This is a genomic window from Buttiauxella noackiae (assembly GCF_000737905.1).
Classification (GTDB): domain Bacteria; phylum Pseudomonadota; class Gammaproteobacteria; order Enterobacterales; family Enterobacteriaceae; genus Buttiauxella; species Buttiauxella noackiae.
Window position 1 is genome coordinate 199,160 of the sequence record NZ_JPRU01000004.1, and the last position, 17,628, is coordinate 216,787.

Annotated in this window: 17 protein-coding genes and 1 pseudogene; 11 read left to right on the top strand and 7 right to left on the bottom strand. The window is 48.6% G+C overall.

Features of this window, described 5'->3' with window-relative positions; all coding sequences use genetic code 11:
• Positions 1-3 precede the first annotated feature (3 nt).
• The 5 genes from IX31_RS18645 to IX31_RS18665 all read left to right on the top strand — a co-directional run bounded on the left by IX31_RS18645 (position 4) and on the right by IX31_RS18665 (position 4,184).
• Positions 4-582, top strand: a complete 579-nt coding sequence (locus tag IX31_RS18645; protein WP_034460977.1) for an ECF transporter S component — start codon at positions 4-6, stop codon at positions 580-582.
• Positions 582-1,292, top strand: a complete 711-nt coding sequence (locus IX31_RS18650) for an energy-coupling factor transporter transmembrane component T (RefSeq protein ID WP_034460978.1) — start codon at positions 582-584, stop codon at positions 1,290-1,292. The genes IX31_RS18645 and IX31_RS18650 overlap by 1 nt, the downstream gene beginning before the upstream one ends.
• On the top strand, positions 1,277-1,957 hold the full coding sequence (locus IX31_RS18655) for an energy-coupling factor ABC transporter ATP-binding protein (protein WP_081908682.1): 681 nt from the start codon (positions 1,277-1,279) through the stop codon (positions 1,955-1,957). Before IX31_RS18650 ends, IX31_RS18655 begins: the two co-directional genes overlap by 16 nt.
• Positions 1,951-2,631 (top strand): ABC transporter ATP-binding protein, encoded by a 681-nt coding sequence (locus IX31_RS18660; protein ID WP_034460980.1) that lies wholly within the window; start codon positions 1,951-1,953, stop codon positions 2,629-2,631. Before IX31_RS18655 ends, IX31_RS18660 begins: the two co-directional genes overlap by 7 nt.
• Positions 2,632-2,822: 191 nt before the next feature.
• Positions 2,823-4,184 carry an HdeD family acid-resistance protein gene (locus tag IX31_RS18665; protein ID WP_034460982.1) on the top strand — a complete coding sequence of 454 codons (1,362 nt, stop codon included), beginning with the start codon at positions 2,823-2,825 and terminating at the stop codon, positions 4,182-4,184.
• A 328-nt stretch (positions 4,185-4,512) separates the two neighbouring features.
• Here the strand turns inward: IX31_RS18665 and IX31_RS23710 are convergent, their stop codons facing one another.
• On the bottom strand, positions 4,513-5,073 hold the full coding sequence (locus IX31_RS23710; RefSeq protein WP_034460983.1) for an NlpC/P60 family protein: 561 nt from the start codon (positions 5,071-5,073) through the stop codon (positions 4,513-4,515).
• A gap of 192 nt (positions 5,074-5,265) precedes the next feature.
• Positions 5,266-5,769, bottom strand: a complete 504-nt coding sequence (locus tag IX31_RS18675; protein ID WP_034460984.1) for an ESA_00282 family adhesion-associated protein — start codon at positions 5,767-5,769, stop codon at positions 5,266-5,268.
• A 103-nt stretch (positions 5,770-5,872) separates the two neighbouring features.
• On the opposite strand from IX31_RS18675, the gene IX31_RS18680 reads away from it, so the two are divergent.
• Together IX31_RS18680 and IX31_RS18685 are read left to right on the top strand one after the other, a co-directional pair.
• The gene (locus IX31_RS18680) at positions 5,873-6,271 is read left to right on the top strand and encodes a hypothetical protein (protein WP_034460985.1); all 399 of its coding nucleotides are present in this window, start codon (positions 5,873-5,875) and stop codon (positions 6,269-6,271) included.
• Positions 6,271-6,663: a cytoplasmic protein gene (locus IX31_RS18685; protein ID WP_122974062.1), complete on the top strand. Its 393-nt coding sequence runs from the start codon at positions 6,271-6,273 to the stop codon at positions 6,661-6,663. Before IX31_RS18680 ends, IX31_RS18685 begins: the two co-directional genes overlap by 1 nt.
• A 69-nt stretch (positions 6,664-6,732) precedes the next feature.
• Here IX31_RS18685 and IX31_RS18690 read toward each other — a convergent pair whose 3' ends face one another.
• The 3 genes from IX31_RS18690 to exbB all read right to left on the bottom strand — a co-directional run bounded on the left by IX31_RS18690 (position 6,733) and on the right by exbB (position 9,644).
• Positions 6,733-8,184 carry a methyl-accepting chemotaxis protein gene (locus IX31_RS18690; RefSeq protein ID WP_034460986.1) on the bottom strand — a complete coding sequence of 484 codons (1,452 nt, stop codon included), beginning with the start codon at positions 8,182-8,184 and terminating at the stop codon, positions 6,733-6,735.
• 295 nt (positions 8,185-8,479) lie between these two features.
• Complete coding sequence (exbD, locus tag IX31_RS18695; protein WP_034460987.1) at positions 8,480-8,905, bottom strand: TonB system transport protein ExbD; 426 nt, start codon at positions 8,903-8,905, stop codon at positions 8,480-8,482.
• Positions 8,906-8,909: 4 nt separating this feature from the next.
• Entirely contained in the window at positions 8,910-9,644 is a 735-nt protein-coding gene (gene exbB, locus IX31_RS18700) for a tol-pal system-associated acyl-CoA thioesterase (protein WP_034460988.1), read from the bottom strand.
• A gap of 188 nt (positions 9,645-9,832) precedes the next feature.
• Here exbB and metC point away from each other — a divergent pair, with 188 nt between their 5' ends.
• Positions 9,833-11,020, top strand: a complete 1,188-nt coding sequence (gene metC / locus IX31_RS18705; protein ID WP_034461058.1) for a cystathionine beta-lyase — start codon at positions 9,833-9,835, stop codon at positions 11,018-11,020.
• A 180-nt stretch (positions 11,021-11,200) separates the two neighbouring features.
• Positions 11,201-11,860 carry a DedA family protein gene (locus tag IX31_RS18710; protein ID WP_034460989.1) on the top strand — a complete coding sequence of 220 codons (660 nt, stop codon included), beginning with the start codon at positions 11,201-11,203 and terminating at the stop codon, positions 11,858-11,860.
• 48 nt (positions 11,861-11,908) lie between these two features.
• Here IX31_RS18710 and IX31_RS18715 read toward each other — a convergent pair whose 3' ends face one another.
• Positions 11,909-12,799, bottom strand: a complete 891-nt coding sequence (locus IX31_RS18715) for an AraC family transcriptional regulator (RefSeq protein WP_034460990.1) — start codon at positions 12,797-12,799, stop codon at positions 11,909-11,911.
• A 193-nt stretch (positions 12,800-12,992) separates the two neighbouring features.
• On the opposite strand from IX31_RS18715, the gene yqhD reads away from it, so the two are divergent.
• The gene (yqhD, locus tag IX31_RS18720; protein WP_034460991.1) at positions 12,993-14,156 is read left to right on the top strand and encodes an alcohol dehydrogenase; all 1,164 of its coding nucleotides are present in this window, start codon (positions 12,993-12,995) and stop codon (positions 14,154-14,156) included.
• Between the two features lie 106 nt (positions 14,157-14,262).
• Complete coding sequence (gene dkgA, locus IX31_RS18725; protein ID WP_034460992.1) at positions 14,263-15,090, top strand: 2,5-didehydrogluconate reductase DkgA; 828 nt, start codon at positions 14,263-14,265, stop codon at positions 15,088-15,090.
• A 219-nt stretch (positions 15,091-15,309) separates the two neighbouring features.
• Here dkgA and IX31_RS18730 read toward each other — a convergent pair.
• A pseudogene (locus IX31_RS18730) lies at positions 15,310-17,508 on the bottom strand (YgiQ family radical SAM protein); the annotation flags it as partial.
• Between the last annotated feature and the right edge of the window lie 120 nt (positions 17,509-17,628).

A 17,628-nucleotide genomic window follows, 5' to 3' on the forward strand; every position in this document is an offset into this window, starting at 1 on the left:
CTTATGGCACGTAAAAGGTTGTCCAGTCAGACACTGGTTTTGATTGTTATTTCTATCGCTATCAACATGATTGCAGGTCAGTTAGTGTCGATGCTGAAATTGCCAATTTTTCTAGACTCAATCGGGACATTGCTCAGTGCGGTTCTCGCCGGTCCGATTATCGGCATGTTGGCAGGGTTACTGACCAATATTATTTGGGGATTATTAACCGATCCGATTGCAGCGGCATTTGCTCCAGTAGCCATGGTCATTGGCCTGGTTGCGGGTTTACTGGCGCGCGCAGGCTGGTTCCGTTCACTGCCAAAAGTGATTGTCAGCGGCGTGGTGATCACGCTGGCTGTGACCATCATCGCCGTACCGATCCGCACCTATCTGTTTGGTGGAGTCACCGGTAGTGGCGCTGACTTCTTTGTCGCATATGTGCATTCAATGGGTAATGACCTGATTGAGTCGGTGGCAATGACCGTTCTGGGCGCCAATCTGGTAGATAAAATAGTCACGGCGATTCTCGTCTGGTTGCTGGTACGCAATATGCCGCAACGGACTTTACGTAACTTCCCTGCAATGGCAGCCGTCCGCTAATGCATCCTTTTACCTCCCTGACCATTTGGGTGGTACTCGGCATCAGCAGCTTGCTGATGCCGCTGGGTTATCCCCTTCTGTCTTACAGCCTGGCGATGTTCCTCGCGCTCATTGTGATGAAAAGTACCCGTCACCGCTGGCGTTATGTGGTGTGGGTAATGCTACCGATGGCTGGAGGTCTGTGGCTGGTGCACAGCGGCTGGTTGGCGTGGTGGTTACACGGTGAAGCTCGTGATAATCATCAACTACTGAGAGCGGTAGCCTTATGGTTGCGGCTGCTGGCATTGCTTAGTAGTGGACAAATTTTGCTGCAGTTTGTGCCAGCACAACGCATTATTCGCGCACTTTTTGCCAGTAGATTGCCGCCTGGAATGACCTATTTGCTTGCCGGGCCACTGCTGATTGTCGAACAATTACGCGCGCAACTCGCGGCAATTTACGAAGCACAACTTGCTCGCGGTGTACCGCTTGATGGCCGCTGGTATCAACGTCTGCGTTATATTCCGGCACTGCTGATGCCGCTGACTCACAGTGCCTTAAATGATTTAACGGCGCGGAGTTCTGCGCTAGATATGCGTGCGTTCCGCCTGCATCCGAAGCGCACCACTCTATGGGCACCACCGGATAGCGCGTTGCAACGTGTTATTCGCTACGTCCTGCTGTTGATTATGGTGCTGGAAACAGGAGTCTGGTTATGGCTGTGGCACTGAACGCATTGAGTTTTACTCCACAAGGCAGCCGAGGCTGGCAACTGCAAGAGATCAATCTGCACTGTTCTACTCCGGGGCTCTATGGCATCTGCGGTGGTAATGGCAGTGGAAAAACCACTCTTGCACAGTTAATAGCCGGTTATTTTCCTGATTTCTTGCCCGGTGATTTACTGGGCGAAGGACGAGTACTGGATGCACCAATAGGCTCACGATCGCTGGTTGAAATGGCCCAACAAGTGCAATTAATTCAGCAAGCACCGCAATTACAATTGTCAGGATGTACCTTCACTGTCGAAGAAGAGATAGCTTTCGGCCCGGAAAATCTTTGCCTAAGTGAGGCTGAGATTATGGATCGCATCGATCAGGCCCTGATCTTTACCGATTGCCATGCCTTGCGGGCTCGCCATCCGGCAACTCTTTCAGGTGGTGAAACACAGCGCGTAGTAATGGCCTGTGCACTGGCGATGCATCCAAAGCTGTTATTACTTGATGAAGCGTTTAGCCGCCTGACACCACAAGCAACCACAACTTTATTGCAACGGCTGGTGACTTACGCCCAGCAGCAACAGTGCATCATCATACTTTTTGAACGCTCACTGGCGCATATTGGGGCGGAATGCCAGCAAACCTGGACACTCTCTGAGGGGCGATTATCGGTATGTTAAAGATTGAATCTCTGGGGTTTCAATGGCCGACAGTGTCTACGCCTATCATTAATGGACTGAATTTGACTATTAACTCAGGGGAATGGGTGGCACTAATTGGCGATAACGGTGCGGGAAAATCGACGTTGCTGCGTCTGATTGCCGGATTATTAAAACCGGGGAGTGGGCACGTATTCTTACAGAACAAAAATATTGCCAGCATGAAAGCAGCACAGCGCGCACCTCTGGTGGGTGTGTTATTCCAGGAAGCGGAGCGGCAAATATTCCATAACCGTGTACGTGATGAAATTGCTTTTGGTTTACGACATCAAGGAATACGCGGTGATGAACTACAACAGAAAATCATGCAGACCCTCGCTCTTTGCGAGTTAACCGATGTCGCGGACGCCCACCCTCTGGACTTACATGCTGGTCAACGCCGAATGGTGGCAGTTGCCAGTCTCGCGGCCGTTGCTCCGCCATTATTATTATTAGATGAACCGAGTCGCGATTTTGACAGTCAGTGGCTGGCAATTTTTACGAAATGGTTGTCCGTCTGCCGTGAGCAGGGCACGACTATTCTCGCTATAAGCCATGACTATGACTTTGTGAAGCAGCATTTCTCCCGCACGATCCGATTAGCCAATGGTGTTATCGTCGAAGATCGGGAGACTCACTCAATGCATATAAGTTGATGAGGTATCAATGTTAATCATTAAATTGACATCTACCCCATCAGAGCTCTTCACCATATTCACCACCAGTCCCCTCTTCACTTCAATATCTACCTGACTACAAAAAAACAATTCTGGTGGCTTGCTGAAATAACGCACTTAGCAGCCTTGTGGACTATATATTTCTTGGACTGATTCTCGGAATGACATCCATGATGCGGCTAACAATGATCCTGCTTGGCGTTGATTTCCTGCGCTCCCACTGGCGCGGGCTGCGCCGTTTTGGCTGGGTTACGCTAATTGCCGGCGTGGTGATATTCATTGATGCATTGGACGGAACACTGTTCTTTCCTATTGAACCTTTTGCCTGCTTACTGCTGATCGAAGGATGTGCGACGCTGATGGTTGCTCATAGCGGTATGGGCGGGCAGCGCGTGCTGCGCTACGTAAAAGGCGGGGCATTTACTGTGGCTGCGCTGTTGATTCTGGCGGGCCATCATGACGGAAACTTCGTGCTGGCGATGATCTTCGGCACACTTTTTATGTTTGATGGCGCACTACAAATCGCTTCTGCATTAGTAGTGCGCTATCGGCGCTGGCGGCCCGCATTCTGGGGCGGAATTGTCGAAATAGCGCTGGCAATATTCCTCTTCCAACCCTGGCCCTCCCACTATGAAGGTACGGTCCCGTACTGCCTCGGGCTGGGCCTGGCTTTTGCGGGCTGGAATATGTTTATTCTCGCCAACCGCGTTAAAAGCGCCGCTGCAAACCCTGGGCTTAAAGGTGCGGTCTTTATGGAAGAAGCAGATGTTCCGCCGCTTAAGGTCGTGGAGTGGGACGGGCCACCCAGCGATGATGAAAAAGCACTGACGGTTCATGTCTGGACACCTGCTGACTCAGCCCCGAGCGAGACAATTCCCCGCCCGGTAATAAGCCGTTATATCGCCGCTGTCGACCGCAACGGGGTTATCTCAACCGGCCACGCAGCCCTTGAGTCCCCAGGTGGGGTTTATATCAGCCTCTATCCTGCAGAACTTATTGACCAGTCGCCCGACGAGTTCGTCCGGCTGTTACGCGCGACCCCGGAAAACAACGTTGCAGGATTATTTCAGCCAGATTATGCGACGGAGGCCGCAAAGTGGTGCCCGTCGACAAGAAAAGTGCGCATCCGTAATTATAACGAGGAAAAGCTAAAAACATTCTGGGAAAGTTACCGCCAGAATGAGTCCTACAACCTGACTTACCGCAACTGCTCCAGTAGCGTAGCGCGGGCGTTGGAAGCCGCACTAGAAGGATCGGTTGGGCGGCTATGGCATAAACGCGGGTTCTGGATGGCAATGGGGAAATTGATGTCGACGCCAGAACTTTGGGTGGCGCTGCAACTGCGTAAGCGTGCTGAAACCATGGCCTGGACACCAGGGCTTGTGCTGGATTACGCCCGCGCCCTGAGTATGCTTGCCGACCCACGCCCAACCGGTTGGTTAAATACATCCGGCCGGGCGTTAAAAAAGATGCTCCAGCGCCGCGCTGCATGGGGGAAAGGCAAAAGCGAAGAAAGCGTTACGGAAGATTAGCTTAAATATCCGATACCATTTTTCGTAGCCTTTGTGCGACGGGAGATTAAATCCGCTACATCCAGCCCAGCGATATTGCCGTTGGTGACGCGCTATTTCCCGCCGACCATCACATGTTCAGCCTTTTCCACTCCACTTAAAATCGCATCATAGCTGCCGCTAAAACCACCATTACAGCACTCGTCATATAGCGAATTAAATTTCTTTTCATTTAATAAGCATCTCGTTGGAAATAAGAGTATAAATTCCAAAAATTAGAAAACATAATTCTAAATGAACAACTATAATAATGGTGATAAATACAAAATTTCAGGAATATTATTTATATTCAGCCAATCATTTTTAAACGCCGAGCCGTTTCATAATGATCCATCCAGTAGCGGTTAGCCAGTGAGGAAATGGTTACTCCCACGCTGCTTGAAGCATGGATAAACTCATTATTACCGACGTACACGCCAACATGACGGGTACCTGGAGAAGTTTGAAAAAAGACTAAATCACCTGGTTTAAGCATTTCTTTATTGACGTGTTCACCATTTCGAATTTGCTGAGTTGTCGTTCTTGGCAGCGACTTGTGAAAAGAATCACTAAAAATATGCTGCATGAGTGCAGAGCAATCCACACCTTTATGTGTGGTGCCACCAAAATGATAGCGTGTTCCTTTCCAGTTGGAAAATTCAGCCAATATAGTGGCTCTGATATTATTAGAATTTATTTTTCCTTCAGGATTTATAAGTGAAGCCTGTTTAGAAAACACATCTTTATGTGAAAGAGCATTAACACCCAATGATGCAAATTCCTTTGGCATATTAAAAGCAAAGGAATTTGCACTAATAACTAAAGGGATAATTAAGAGTGAAGCGGTAACGATTTTTTTAAACAAATACATGCGTTATATCTTTATTGAAGGTAAATACTTCATTGCTGAATGTTCAGCAACGTGGCGAGCAACTCCTTTGGGTGAGCAAATAATAAACAATACTGAATGTTAATCCAGAAGATAATCAGTCCATTTTTAGATTTGGATTTTTTTAGTTTAAAAAACAGCCTGATGTCAGATCAATCTAAATGGGAAAAGGCACTATACATTCTCAAGACAGACCTCTGGGCGCTGAAGATGCGGCCACACCAAAGCAACCAATGCAGGATAAGCATCATGACTGAACTCATCAAAGCACTGACGTAAATTCAGCACCTCGATATCAGCAAAAGGTACCGTCTCCCCCTCTGAACAGCGTTTTCTGAGATTTTCGTAATAGCGGTAGATGGCAGAGTGTAAATCACTACAACGTCGCTGAGCGTTAAAGAGTGCCAGATCAGCACTGAGTTCGTCGATACGCATCCGTTTGATAGTGGCGTGGTTGAAATCCACATATTCATGGCTCACTCGCCAGTAATAATCAGGCGTTATTTTTGACATTAACTTAGCAAAATAATCTTCACGCTCATCAATTTCAGATAAATTTAATTTAGGGACGTTACGGGGCGTTAATTTCACTTTGGGATGCGAAATCTCACGCATCAGCACTAGTACTACGCACAGCAATAACAATATTAATACAATTGAATAAAAGACGCTTTGCATGAGGACTCCTGTTTTTTTTATAGTAATTTTGAGGCAACATATAGTCAACCAGCCGTCTGTTAACCATAAAATTTAATTCCATTGCTATAAAAGGACATCTCTAATGCTGCCCAACAACCTGGTGCCAGTGACCTTTCCTGTCTCACAGGCTGATATTGCCGTATCAGAAGAACATAGCGCTCTAACACTAAATTCTCAGGATAATCTTTTAGTTCTGGAGAAAACGATTCTGAGCGCCCCTCATTATGCTGGGCAAGCGAAAAATACATTGCTTGAAGAGAATGACCAGCATTTAAAAGACCGCTTATTTTATGCAGTAAAAATTGAAGCGATAGTGACAGTATTAAATGAACTCATAGAACAAGAAAAAATCAACTCTGCCGATCTGCAAATGCTAATAGAAGATAAAAAATTGCAGATAAGTCATCATTCGCAGCAAATCTGGGTAAATCAGTTAACCCAGGAAAAAAGCTGGCCTCTGTTTTATTCGCTGGATGAGTAATGCCAATGTCAGAATTGCAATTCCCCCCTCTTCAAACGGCTGTGCCATCTGACGATACAGTGTCTGAAAATACGTTATTACGTGAAAATATCGCCGTGCTGGTACAGATTAAAAATGAAAATATTGCTCGCATCGCACAAGGCCAGATCAATATCACTGCGGCATTGGTTGAGCAAAAATGGCACAACCGCCATCAAATTTACCCATATCGCGTAAAAGATGAGATTTACGGCGCCGTGCTTAGCGAAATCATCAGCCACAATCCCAGGCTTAAAGCCGAAATTCTGGCTCGACTAGAGGAGGTGTATCAGAAGTTGAGAGATGAAGAAACACAAACACTCTCACGTACCCGCGCATTGCTGGAAAACAGCTACAAAACACCCCACTTATAAAGTTGCTGAGGCGCCTGCAGCAAGCAGGCACTCTTTCAAGCGACAAAAATTCGCTCGCGAAACCTGCTATCAGGCCAGACGAAATACTGAGATTGCCTGCTGTAAATCATCAGCCTGATGCTGTTGTTGGCGCGCGGCCTGTACGGTTTGCGCAGTATGCTCCACGTTATACCTCACGCTTTCATCGATACTGGCAATACTTTCATTCATTTGCGTGATGCTGATACTTTGCTGGGCACTCATATCGGAAAGCTCCTCCACCAACCCTGCCAGCGCATTAATGGAACCAATCACTTCACGCATGGTTTGCCCAGCATTTTCCACTTGCACCGAGCCTGTCCGAGTACACTCTACCGATACGCTTATCAACTGGCGAATGTCTTTGGCCGCATTTTCGCATCGTAACGCCAGTGTGCGTACTTCCGAAGCCACCACCGCGAATCCTCGACCATGAGCACCTGCCCGGGCTGCTTCAACGGAGGCATTCAGGGACAGAATATTAGTCTGGAAGGCAATGCCATCAATCAGTTCAAGTATGTTGCTGATGTGGTCAGACTCTTCGCGGATTTGCTCCATAGTACGTGTGGCAGCATCAATACTGACTCCACCTTTGCTTGCGAGATGACTTGCCTGAGTGGCAAGCGCTCTGGCACTTTGCGCTTTGTCACTAGTCGCGACTGCGGAGGAGCTGAGTTGTTCCATGGCACTGGCGGCAACGGCAAGTGCTGCGGCCTGCTCGTCAGTACGTTTAGACAGTGCGGCATTACGTTGGATGATACTTTCCGAAGCTGCGAGTACTGATGCCACACCAGTGCTCACCTGGCTTAGGGTACTTCTCATCGTGGTAAGCGTAGTATTAAAGGTTTGAGCAAATGGCGTGCGACTTTCCCTTTCACTACACGTAAGGGTCAGGAAACCCGGCTGGCAATTTATCTGTGCTGCTAACTGCGCCACTTCGCTGGCGGAACGTGCGTCATCGGCCATGCGCAATGCCATGTAAATGAGTATCGCAGTTTGTGCCACCACAAAAATGGCATGGAATACGACCATATGAATTCCTGGATGCATAAAGCAGGTGATACCGAATAACTCATTAGCTTGCAGCCAGGCAAATAATACATGGTGAAGCGCTGCAACCGCCGCCCCCATTAATAATGGTCGATAATCGCGATAAGCTAATATTGCTGATAGCAATACAAAAACCGAAAAGTGATATTCAGTTTCACCATCGCCTAATTGAATTAGCAATGCGGCAAATCCAATTAATGTAAAAGCGTAATAGAGCCGGGTAAATAGTTTTCCGGGGAGCAATAGCTTAACAATACTGGAGCTTACAGCAAGAATGCTGCCAGCTATAAGTGCAACGGATAGTGCATCGTAAGCCCACCCCACACCAAGCGAAATTACAAATAGCCCCCAGACAACAAAAAACATTAATACATCTGCATGTAGATAAATACTTCGAAGAGACACCACATCGGGCTTTTTGTTGCCTGCATCAAAAACAGTCATCGTTGCCATTTGGTTATCCACATTTTTATCATTAAGTTTTTATTAGGTATTTTCAAGATGGAACTATTACGTACAGAAAAAGCATAGAAGGTTATTGTTAGCCTGAGTATATTTTTCTTCTGTTTTCAATAATAAAGCTGAGTGATTTTTATAATTTGAATTAAGTCAGCAAAGAGGAGCAAATGAAAGAGTGATTTACAGGATGGGATACTGAACTAAGTAAAATCAGTATGGGTATGAAAAAGCGACCTGATAGTTAAACTAGCAGGCCGCAGGGGATTTCGTTGCAGTAATAAATCAAACGTTATTGAGTTTTGGTGACTTCTTGTCCCACCAAGCCAATCTTCAAATACCCTGCCTGATGCAGAGTATCCATCACGCTCATCATGGTTTCGTAATCAACCGTTTTGTCAGCGCGGAAGAAGATCGTGGTGTCTTTCTTACCTTCTGTCGCAGCCATCAGCATGTTAACCATGTTATCCCTGGTCACTTCGTCGTTCCCAATAAACATGGTTTTGTCCGCTTTGACGGAGAGATAAATCGGTTTTTCCGGGCGCGGCTGCGGCTGGCTTGAGGATGCTGGAAGGTTAACCTTCACATCAACCGTCGCAAGGGGTGCTGCCACCATGAAGATAATCAGCAACACCAACATGACATCGATAAACGGCGTCACGTTGATATCATGCATTTCGCCGTTATCGTCGTGGTTTTCGTTAAAACTCATTGCCATGGGATTAACCTACACGCAGTTTCTGAGCCGTACGTACCGGGCGAGCCTGAGAGCTGGCCTCTAAATCCAGGTCACGACTTTGCAACAACAGAACCTGAGCCGCAACGTCACCCAGAGAAGCTTTATAGCCGCCGATAACACGGGCAAATACGTTGTAGATAACTACCGCAGGAATTGCTGCAATCAGGCCGATAGCCGTTGCTAACAATGCTTCTGCAATACCAGGTGCCACCACAGCAAGGTTAGTGGTCTGCGACTGCGCAATACCAATAAAGCTGTTCATGATGCCCCAGACCGTACCAAACAGGCCGACGAACGGGGAGATCGCACCGATGGTCGCAAGGAAGCCATTACCGCGCCCCATGTGACGACCCGCAGCTGCGACACGACGTTCAAGGCGGAAACCGGTACGCTCTTTAATGCCTTCGTTATCTTCGCTGCCCGCGGAAAGCTCAAGCTCATTTTGCGCTTCATTGATAAGCATGGTGCTCAGGCTTTTTGCATCAAATGCTTCCGCCATTTCACTGGCTTCGTTCAGAGAGCGGGCATTAGCCAGTTGTTGCTGTTCACGCTTCAGACGACGCTTTTGCGCAGACAGCTCAACACTTTTGCTAAAGAAGATTGCCCACGTGACGACAGAGGCCATAATCAGGCCGATCATCACAATCTTTACCACGATGTCGGCATGTTGATACATGCCCCAGACAGAGAGGTCTGTCTGCATCAAATTATTCGTCACTCTTACTCTCCACCACGAAATGATACAAAAACTGTGCGCAATAATATCAAAACGACATCGAATTGATAGTAGTTCTCATTAGTATTTAAAGAGTGCCTTAAATTGTCTATGCATTCCTTGCGCTTACGCAGCAAAAGCATGATAAGTTAGATTTAGACATCCAGATGGTTAAACAGGGTAAAGTGAAGATGAGTAAAAAGCACATTGAAACGGCGCTGGTTAATGCCGGGCGCGATAAAAAATTCACCCAGGGTTCGGTTAACAGCGTCATTCAACGCGCTTCTTCTTTGGTGTTCGAAAGTGTTGAAGCCAAAAAGCTGGCAACGGCTAACCGCGCGAAAGGCGAACTTTTTTATGGTCGTCGCGGCACCCTGACCCACTTTTCTTTACAAGAAGCAATGTGCGAGCTCGAAGGCGGTGCGGGTTGTGCGCTTTACCCTTGTGGTGCCGCAGCCGTTGCCAATGCGATTCTGGCGTTCGTCGAGCACGGCGACAATGTGTTGATGACTGGCACAGCTTACGAGCCTAGCCAGGACTTCTGCACCAAAATCCTCGCAAGGCTCGGCGTGAGCACCACCTGGTTTGACCCGATGATTGGCGCAGGCATCGCAGAACTTGTACAACCCAATACTAAAGTCGTATTTCTGGAATCACCTGGCTCTATCACAATGGAAGTACATGACGTTCCAGCAATTGTGCAGGCGGTGCGCAGCGTTGCCCCGGATGCCATTATCATGATTGATAACACCTGGGCGGCAGGCATTCTCTTTAAGGCGCTGGATTTTGGTATCGATATTTCAATTCAGGCTGGCACCAAATACCTGATTGGCCACTCGGATGCGATGGTTGGCACAGCTGTATCAAATGCTCGTTGCTGGGATCAACTGCGTGAAAATTCTTATCTGATGGGGCAAATGTTGGATGCCGATACCGCTTATATGACGAGCAGGGGTTTACGCACTCTTGGTGTGCGCCTGCGTCAACATCATGAAAGTAGTTTGAAAATTGCCGAATGGCTGGCGCAACACCCACAGGTTGAACGTGTAAATCACCCTGCACTACCCGGCAGTAAAGGGCATGAATTCTGGAAACGAGACTTTACAGGTAGTAGCGGCTTGTTCTCATTCGTGCTGAAAAATCGTTTAAATAACGAGCAATATCAGCACTACCTGGATAATTTCCATTATTTTAGTATGGCCTATTCCTGGGGGGGCTATGAATCGCTTATCCTAGCCAACCAACCGGAAGAACTCGCGCAGATCCGCCCGGCTGGCGGGATAGACTTCAGTGGGACATTAGTACGCATTCATATTGGCCTGGAAAATGTTGACGATCTCATCGCCGATCTTGAAGCAGGTTTCCAGCGGATCGCCTAAAATTGCCAGAAGTGGACGCCCGGAAGGACAGTTTTTGCTATTCCATGATGATTTGTTGAGCCTGCGATCAAGATGTCGCAGGTTTTTTAGCGTTACACTAAGCCCCTAAAACTAAGGTGTGCCTAATCTAACTACTGTAGATTCAGGCCTGCTCAATAAAGCGGTTCCACAGGATTTGCCATGGCTGTTATACACAATATCGTTCAAGCGCTTTGGCAACATGACTTTGCTGCACTCGCGGACCCTCATGTTGTTGGAGTGGTTTATTGCGTCATGTTTGCGACGCTGTTTCTCGAAAATGGATTGCTGCCCGCCTCGTTTTTGCCGGGCGACAGTCTGCTGTTACTCGCAGGAGCGTTAGTGGCAAAAGGGGTCATGGATTTCGTCCCGACAATCATTATCTTAACCGCGGCGGCAAGCCTCGGTTGCTGGCTGAGCTATGTGCAAGGCCGCTGGCTCGGCAATACTCGGGTGGTGAAAAGCTGGTTGAAACAACTTCCACCGCAATATCACGAACGAGCAACGGTGATGTTTGACCGACACGGTTTGTTCGCATTGTTAGCTGGGCGTTTTTTGGCGTTTGTGCGCACATTGCTGCCAACCATGGCGGGCATTTCTGGCCTTAGCAATCGCCGCTTCCAGGTATTTAACTGGTTAAGTGGGTTGTTGTGGGTTGGCAGCGTCACCAGTCTGGGTTATGCCCTGAGCATGATTCCATTTGTGAAACGCCACGAAGACCAGGTGATGACCTGCCTGATGATTCTGCCGATGGTTCTGCTGGTCGCAGGTCTGGTAGGCACGCTATTTGTAGTTATTAAAAAAAGATTTAACCCCGCATAAAAATCACAGAGTGGGTAATGCGAAATTATCCACTCTGTAAGCTTCAGCTTAAATGACTCGCATACGAGCGGCATCTTCTCCCGGGGTTACCCCAAAGTAGCGTTTAAACTCGCGGCTAAACTGCGAAGCACTTTCATATCCCACACGGATAGCCGCAGCGCTAGCTTTCATCCCGTCATGCAAAATCAACATCCGCGCTTTATGCAGACGATAGCTTTTGAGGTATTGCAGCGGCGAAGTACTGGTCACCGACTTAAAGTTATGATGAAACGCAGAGACGCTCATATTCGCTTCAGCGGCCAGTTGGTCCACTGAGAGGTTCTCGGTGTACTGCGTTTCGATACGTCTCAGAACACGGCTAATCAGGCTGAAATGCGTCTGCCGGCTGACCAATGCCAACAATGCTGCACCACACGACCCCACCAGGATGTGATAGAGAATTTCACGGATAATTTGTTTACCCAAAATACGCGCGTCGAGCGGGTTCTCGAGCACGTCGAGTAAACGCTCGACGGCGCAAAGAATTTCTTCTGAAAGTTCGGCGGAATTAATGCCCGTTGAGCATGTTTGCGGATGTGATAAATCGTCTTCACCGATATCCATCAGCAAGTCCTGCAACTGCAAAATATCGATGTTAATACGCAGGCCAGCCAGCGGAACTTCAGGTGTCGCGAAGGTTTCGCATTCAAAAGGCAGTGGCACCGTTAACAGCAGATATTCATTAGCATCGTAGCGAAACACGCGATCGTTTAGATAACCCGTTTTATGGCCAGAAAAGAGAATAATGATTCCCGGCTCATACATCACCGGGGTGCGGGCATAAGGTTTCGTACCATACAATAAAGTGACATTTGGCAATGAAGAAAGAGCATTATTTTCTTTTTGTATCAAATGATTAATCTTATTTGTTAATTGCAGACAAATCTCTTTTCGCTTCATTTCCTTCCGCTCCACAAGGCTTTTATGACGCAATAAGTCTGCGACTAATTTTTATTTTTCTCCAGAGGTAAGTAGAAATAGGCAAGACAAAGGCAGGAATAAGCATTGAGAGATAGCCACCTGAAGCCGACAATGGCTACCATCAAATTCGATAAGTATTGTCTCTAACGATCCAAACCACAGGAATCAAATAATGAACAACTTCGACCTACATACCCCAACTCGCATCCTGTTTGGTAAAGGCGCTATTTCCGAATTGCGCGCACAAATTCCTGCTGATGCTCGTGTGTTGATCACCTACGGCGGCGGCAGCGTGAAGAAAAATGGCGTACTGGACCAGGTTTACGCCGAACTCGAAGGGCTGGATGTACTGGAATTTAGCGGCATCGAACCAAACCCGGCTTACGAAACGCTGATGAAAGCAGTAGAAGTGGTGCGCCAGCAGAAAGTCACTTTCCTGTTAGCCGTTGGTGGCGGTTCTGTGCTCGACGGCACTAAATTCATCGCAGCAGCAGCGAACTATCCGCTGGATCAAGATCCGTGGAATATCCTGCTGACTCGCGGTAGTGACGTTAAGAGTGCAATCCCGCTGGGTTCCGTATTGACGCTGCCTGCAACCGGTTCTGAATCCAATAAAGGCGCGGTGGTTTCCCGCCGCTCAACCGGCGACAAACAAGCGTTTATGTCTGAACACGTGCAGCCTGTCTTCGCGGTACTTGACCCGGTTTACACCTATACTTTGCCACCGCGCCAGGTCGCAAACGGCGTAGTCGATGCTTTTGTTCACACCGTTGAGCAATACATCACCTACCCTGTGAACGCCAAAGTGCAGGACCGTTTTGCCGAAGGCATTCTGTTAACACTGGTTGAAGACGGCCCAATTGCGCTGAAAGAACCAGAAAACTATGACGTGCGTGCCAATGTAATGTGGGCGGCGACCATGGCGTTAAACGGTTTGATTGGTGCTGGCGTCCCGCAGGACTGGGCAACTCACATGCTCGGGCATGAACTGACTGCGATGCACGGTCTGGATCACGCACAAACCCTGGCGGTTGTTCTGCCTTCTCTGCTGAATGAAAAACGTAACGAGAAACGCGGCAAACTGCTGCAGTATGCTGAACGCGTATGGAACATCACTGAAGGTTCTGAAGAAGAACGTATTGATGCAGCGATTGAAGCTACACGTAATTTCTTCGAGCAAATGGGAGCACCAACTCGCCTGTCAGCCTACGGTCTGGATGGTAGCTCTATCCCAGCTCTGCTAGTGAAACTGGAAGAAAAAGGCATGACCAAACTGGGTGAGCATCAGGATATTACTCTGGACGTAAGCCGTCGCATTTACGAGGCAGCACGCTAAGTAATTTAGCCATTTTTTTCACGTTTCTGAGTATTTGGTCCAGACTTAAATGCATTATTACGCTGGGGCCTGGCCCCAGTCGTATCATTTGATTAAGGAGGAATACATGGCAAACCCAACCATAATCAAGCTCCAGGACGGGAATGTGATGCCGCAGTTAGGCCTCGGCGTCTGGCAAGCCAGCAACGACCAGGTTCAAATTGCAATCGATAAAGCGCTGGAGGTCGGCTATCGATCTATTGATACCGCCGCCGCGTACAAGAACGAAGACGGCGTGGGTAATGCGCTAAAACAGGCCAGTATCCCGCGTGAAGAGCTGTTTATCACCACCAAACTGTGGAATGACGACCAGCAGAGGCCGCGTCAGGCGTTAGAAGATAGCCTTGAGAAATTACAGCTCGATTACGTCGATCTGTATTTGATGCACTGGCCGGTGCCGAGCAAAGATCATTATGTTGAAGCCTGGAAAGGCATGATTGAGTTGCAAAAGCAGGGGCTGGTCAAAAGCATCGGCGTGTGTAATTTCCAACTTAACCATCTCCAGCGTTTGATTGACGAAACGGGCGTCTCGCCGGTTATCAACCAGATTGAACTCCATCCATTACTGCAACAACGCCAGCTTCATGCCTGGAATGCGACACACAAAATTCAGACCGAATCCTGGAGCCCACTGGCTCAGGGCGGTGAGGGTGTGTTTGATAAGAAAATCATCCGCGACCTGGCCGATAAATATGGCAAAACCCCGGCACAGATTGTCATTCGCTGGCATCTGGATAGTGGGCTGGTTGTGATCCCGAAATCGGTCACACCATCGCGCATTGCTGAGAACTTTGACGTGTTTGATTTCCGTCTTGATAAAGACGAGTTAAGCGAGATTGCGAAGCTGGATAGTCATAAGCGTCTGGGACCAGACCCTGATGTGTTTGGCTCGTAAAACTGTTTCATAGTGTCGGATGGCGCTTACGCTTATCCGACCTACGAAAAATATTGTAGCGGTAGTGCTGATGTGGTTCACGACATCCGCCCTACCGCTGTTTTACAACAATCGTTAAGCTGGGCGCTTGCGACTTGTAGGCTTCGATACAACTTTAGGTGCAGGTCTTGCACCTGTAGACGCTTTCGCACCAGCATTAGGTTTCGAACCAGCGCCAGATTTGGCACCAGCAGCAGGTTTCGAACCAACACCAGGTTTTGCACCAGCAACTGCTTTAGCATCAGCAGGTGCACGACGCTGATGTGTCATTGGCGTATGTTTCGTCAATGCTGGGCGCGCACCACGGTTATAACGACGCGCTTCACGCATCTCTTCAATCGTTGGCGAAGGCACCAGGCACTCACGACGGCCACCAATCAGGTGCTTTTTACCCATCGCTTCCAGTGCTTCACGAATCAACGGCCAGTTGGCAGGATCATGATAACGCAGCAGCGCTTTGTGCAAGCGGCGCTGACGGTCACCTTTCGGCACCACCACATCTTCACTCTTATAGCCAATCTTACCCAGCGGGTTCTTACCGGTGTAATACATGGTGGTCGAGTTCGCGAGCGGTGACGGGTAGAAGTTCTGCACCTGATCCAAACGGAAGCGGTTTTTCTTCAGCCACAGTGCCAGATTCACCATGTCTTCATCACGCGTACCAGGGTGCGCGGAGATAAAGTAAGGAATCAGGTACTGCTCTTTACCTGCCTGTTTAGAATAAGTATCAAACAGCTCTTTAAAACGCTGATAACTGCCCATACCCGGCTTCATCATCTTCGACAGCGGCCCTTCTTCGGTATGTTCCGGGGCAATCTTCAGATAACCACCCACGTGGTGCGTCGCCAGCTCTTTGATATAACGTGGATCTTCCACCGCGATATCGTAACGAACACCGGATGCGATCAGGATCTTCTTAACACCTTTAATCTCACGGGCGCGGCGATACAAGTTGATCGTCGGCTCATGGTTGGTGTCCATGTGCGGGCAAATATCCGGATAGACGCAAGACAAGCGGCGGCAAGTCTGTTCCGCACGCGGTGACTTACAGCGCAGCATATACATGTTAGCGGTTGGGCCACCGAGATCCGAAACCACGCCAGTGAAGCCTGGAACGGTATCGCGCATCGCTTCAATTTCGCTGATGATCGAATCTTCGGAGCGGCTCTGGATGATGCGACCTTCGTGTTCGGTAATAGAACAGAATGAACAGCCACCAAAGCAACCACGCATGATGTTCACCGAGAAACGAATCATCTCATAAGCAGGGATACGCGCCTTGCCATAGGCAGGATGCGGAACGCGCTTGTAAGGCAGTGCAAACACACTGTCCATCTCTTCAGTGGAAAGCGGGATGGCTGGCGGGTTAATCCAGATATAACGGTCACCATGTTTTTGCATCAACGCTCGAGCACAACCTGGGTTGGTTTCATGGTGCAAAATACGTGAGGCATGCGCATATAGCACTTTGTCGTTTTTGACTTTTTCAAAGGACGGCAGCAACACGTAGGTTTTTTCCCACGGCTTCATCGGTGCAGGCTTAACCACGATAGCCTGCGCTTCGTTAATTGGCTTATCCGGCTTACCGGTTTCTGCACACGGCAAATCTTCGCCGTAAGGGTGTGGAATCGGGTCAATACGGCCAGGCATATCCAGACGCGTAGAATCCACACCAGACCAGCCCGGCATCGCTTCTTTACGCATCATAGCGGTGTTACGCACGTCGCAGATTTGGTCGATTTTCTCACCCATTGCCAGGCGGTGAGCTACTTCTACCAAAGGGCGCTCGCCGTTGCCAAAAATGAGCATATCGGCTTTAGCATCGACCAGGATTGAACGACGAACGGTATCAGACCAGTAATCGTAATGCGCGGTACGGCGCAGGCTCGCTTCAATGCCACCAAGAATAACAGGCACATCGCGCCAGGCTTCTTTACAACGCTGGGTGTAAGCAAGTGATGCGCGATCCGGGCGTTTACCTGCCACGTTATCTGGCGTGTACGCATCGTCATGGCGCAGCTTGCGGTCCGCGGTGTAGCGGTTGATCATGGAGTCCATGTTGCCAGCAGTCACACCGAAAAACAGATTCGGTTTGCCAAGGCGCATGAAGTCTTCTTTAGTGTTCCAGTCCGGTTGAGCAATGATGCCCACGCGGAAGCCCTGGGCTTCCAACATACGGCCACAGATCGCCATACCGAAACTTGGATGGTCAACGTAGGCATCTCCGGTAACCAGAATGATGTCACAGCTATCCCAACCTAACTCGTCCATTTCCTTACGTGACATGGGTAAAAATGGTGCCGGGCCGAAACAGGCAGCCCAGTATTGTGGCCACGAAAAGAGTTCGCGATCGGGCTGGATCAAGCTAATAGAGCTCATAATGCTTCCGAAAAATGAATAAAAAATGATTTAAAAATAACCAAAGCCGGCGATTATACGCTGGTATGGGTTCAAAAATGAAGTGTTATTGCCGTGTTAAAATCTAAGGCCCTTTCACTG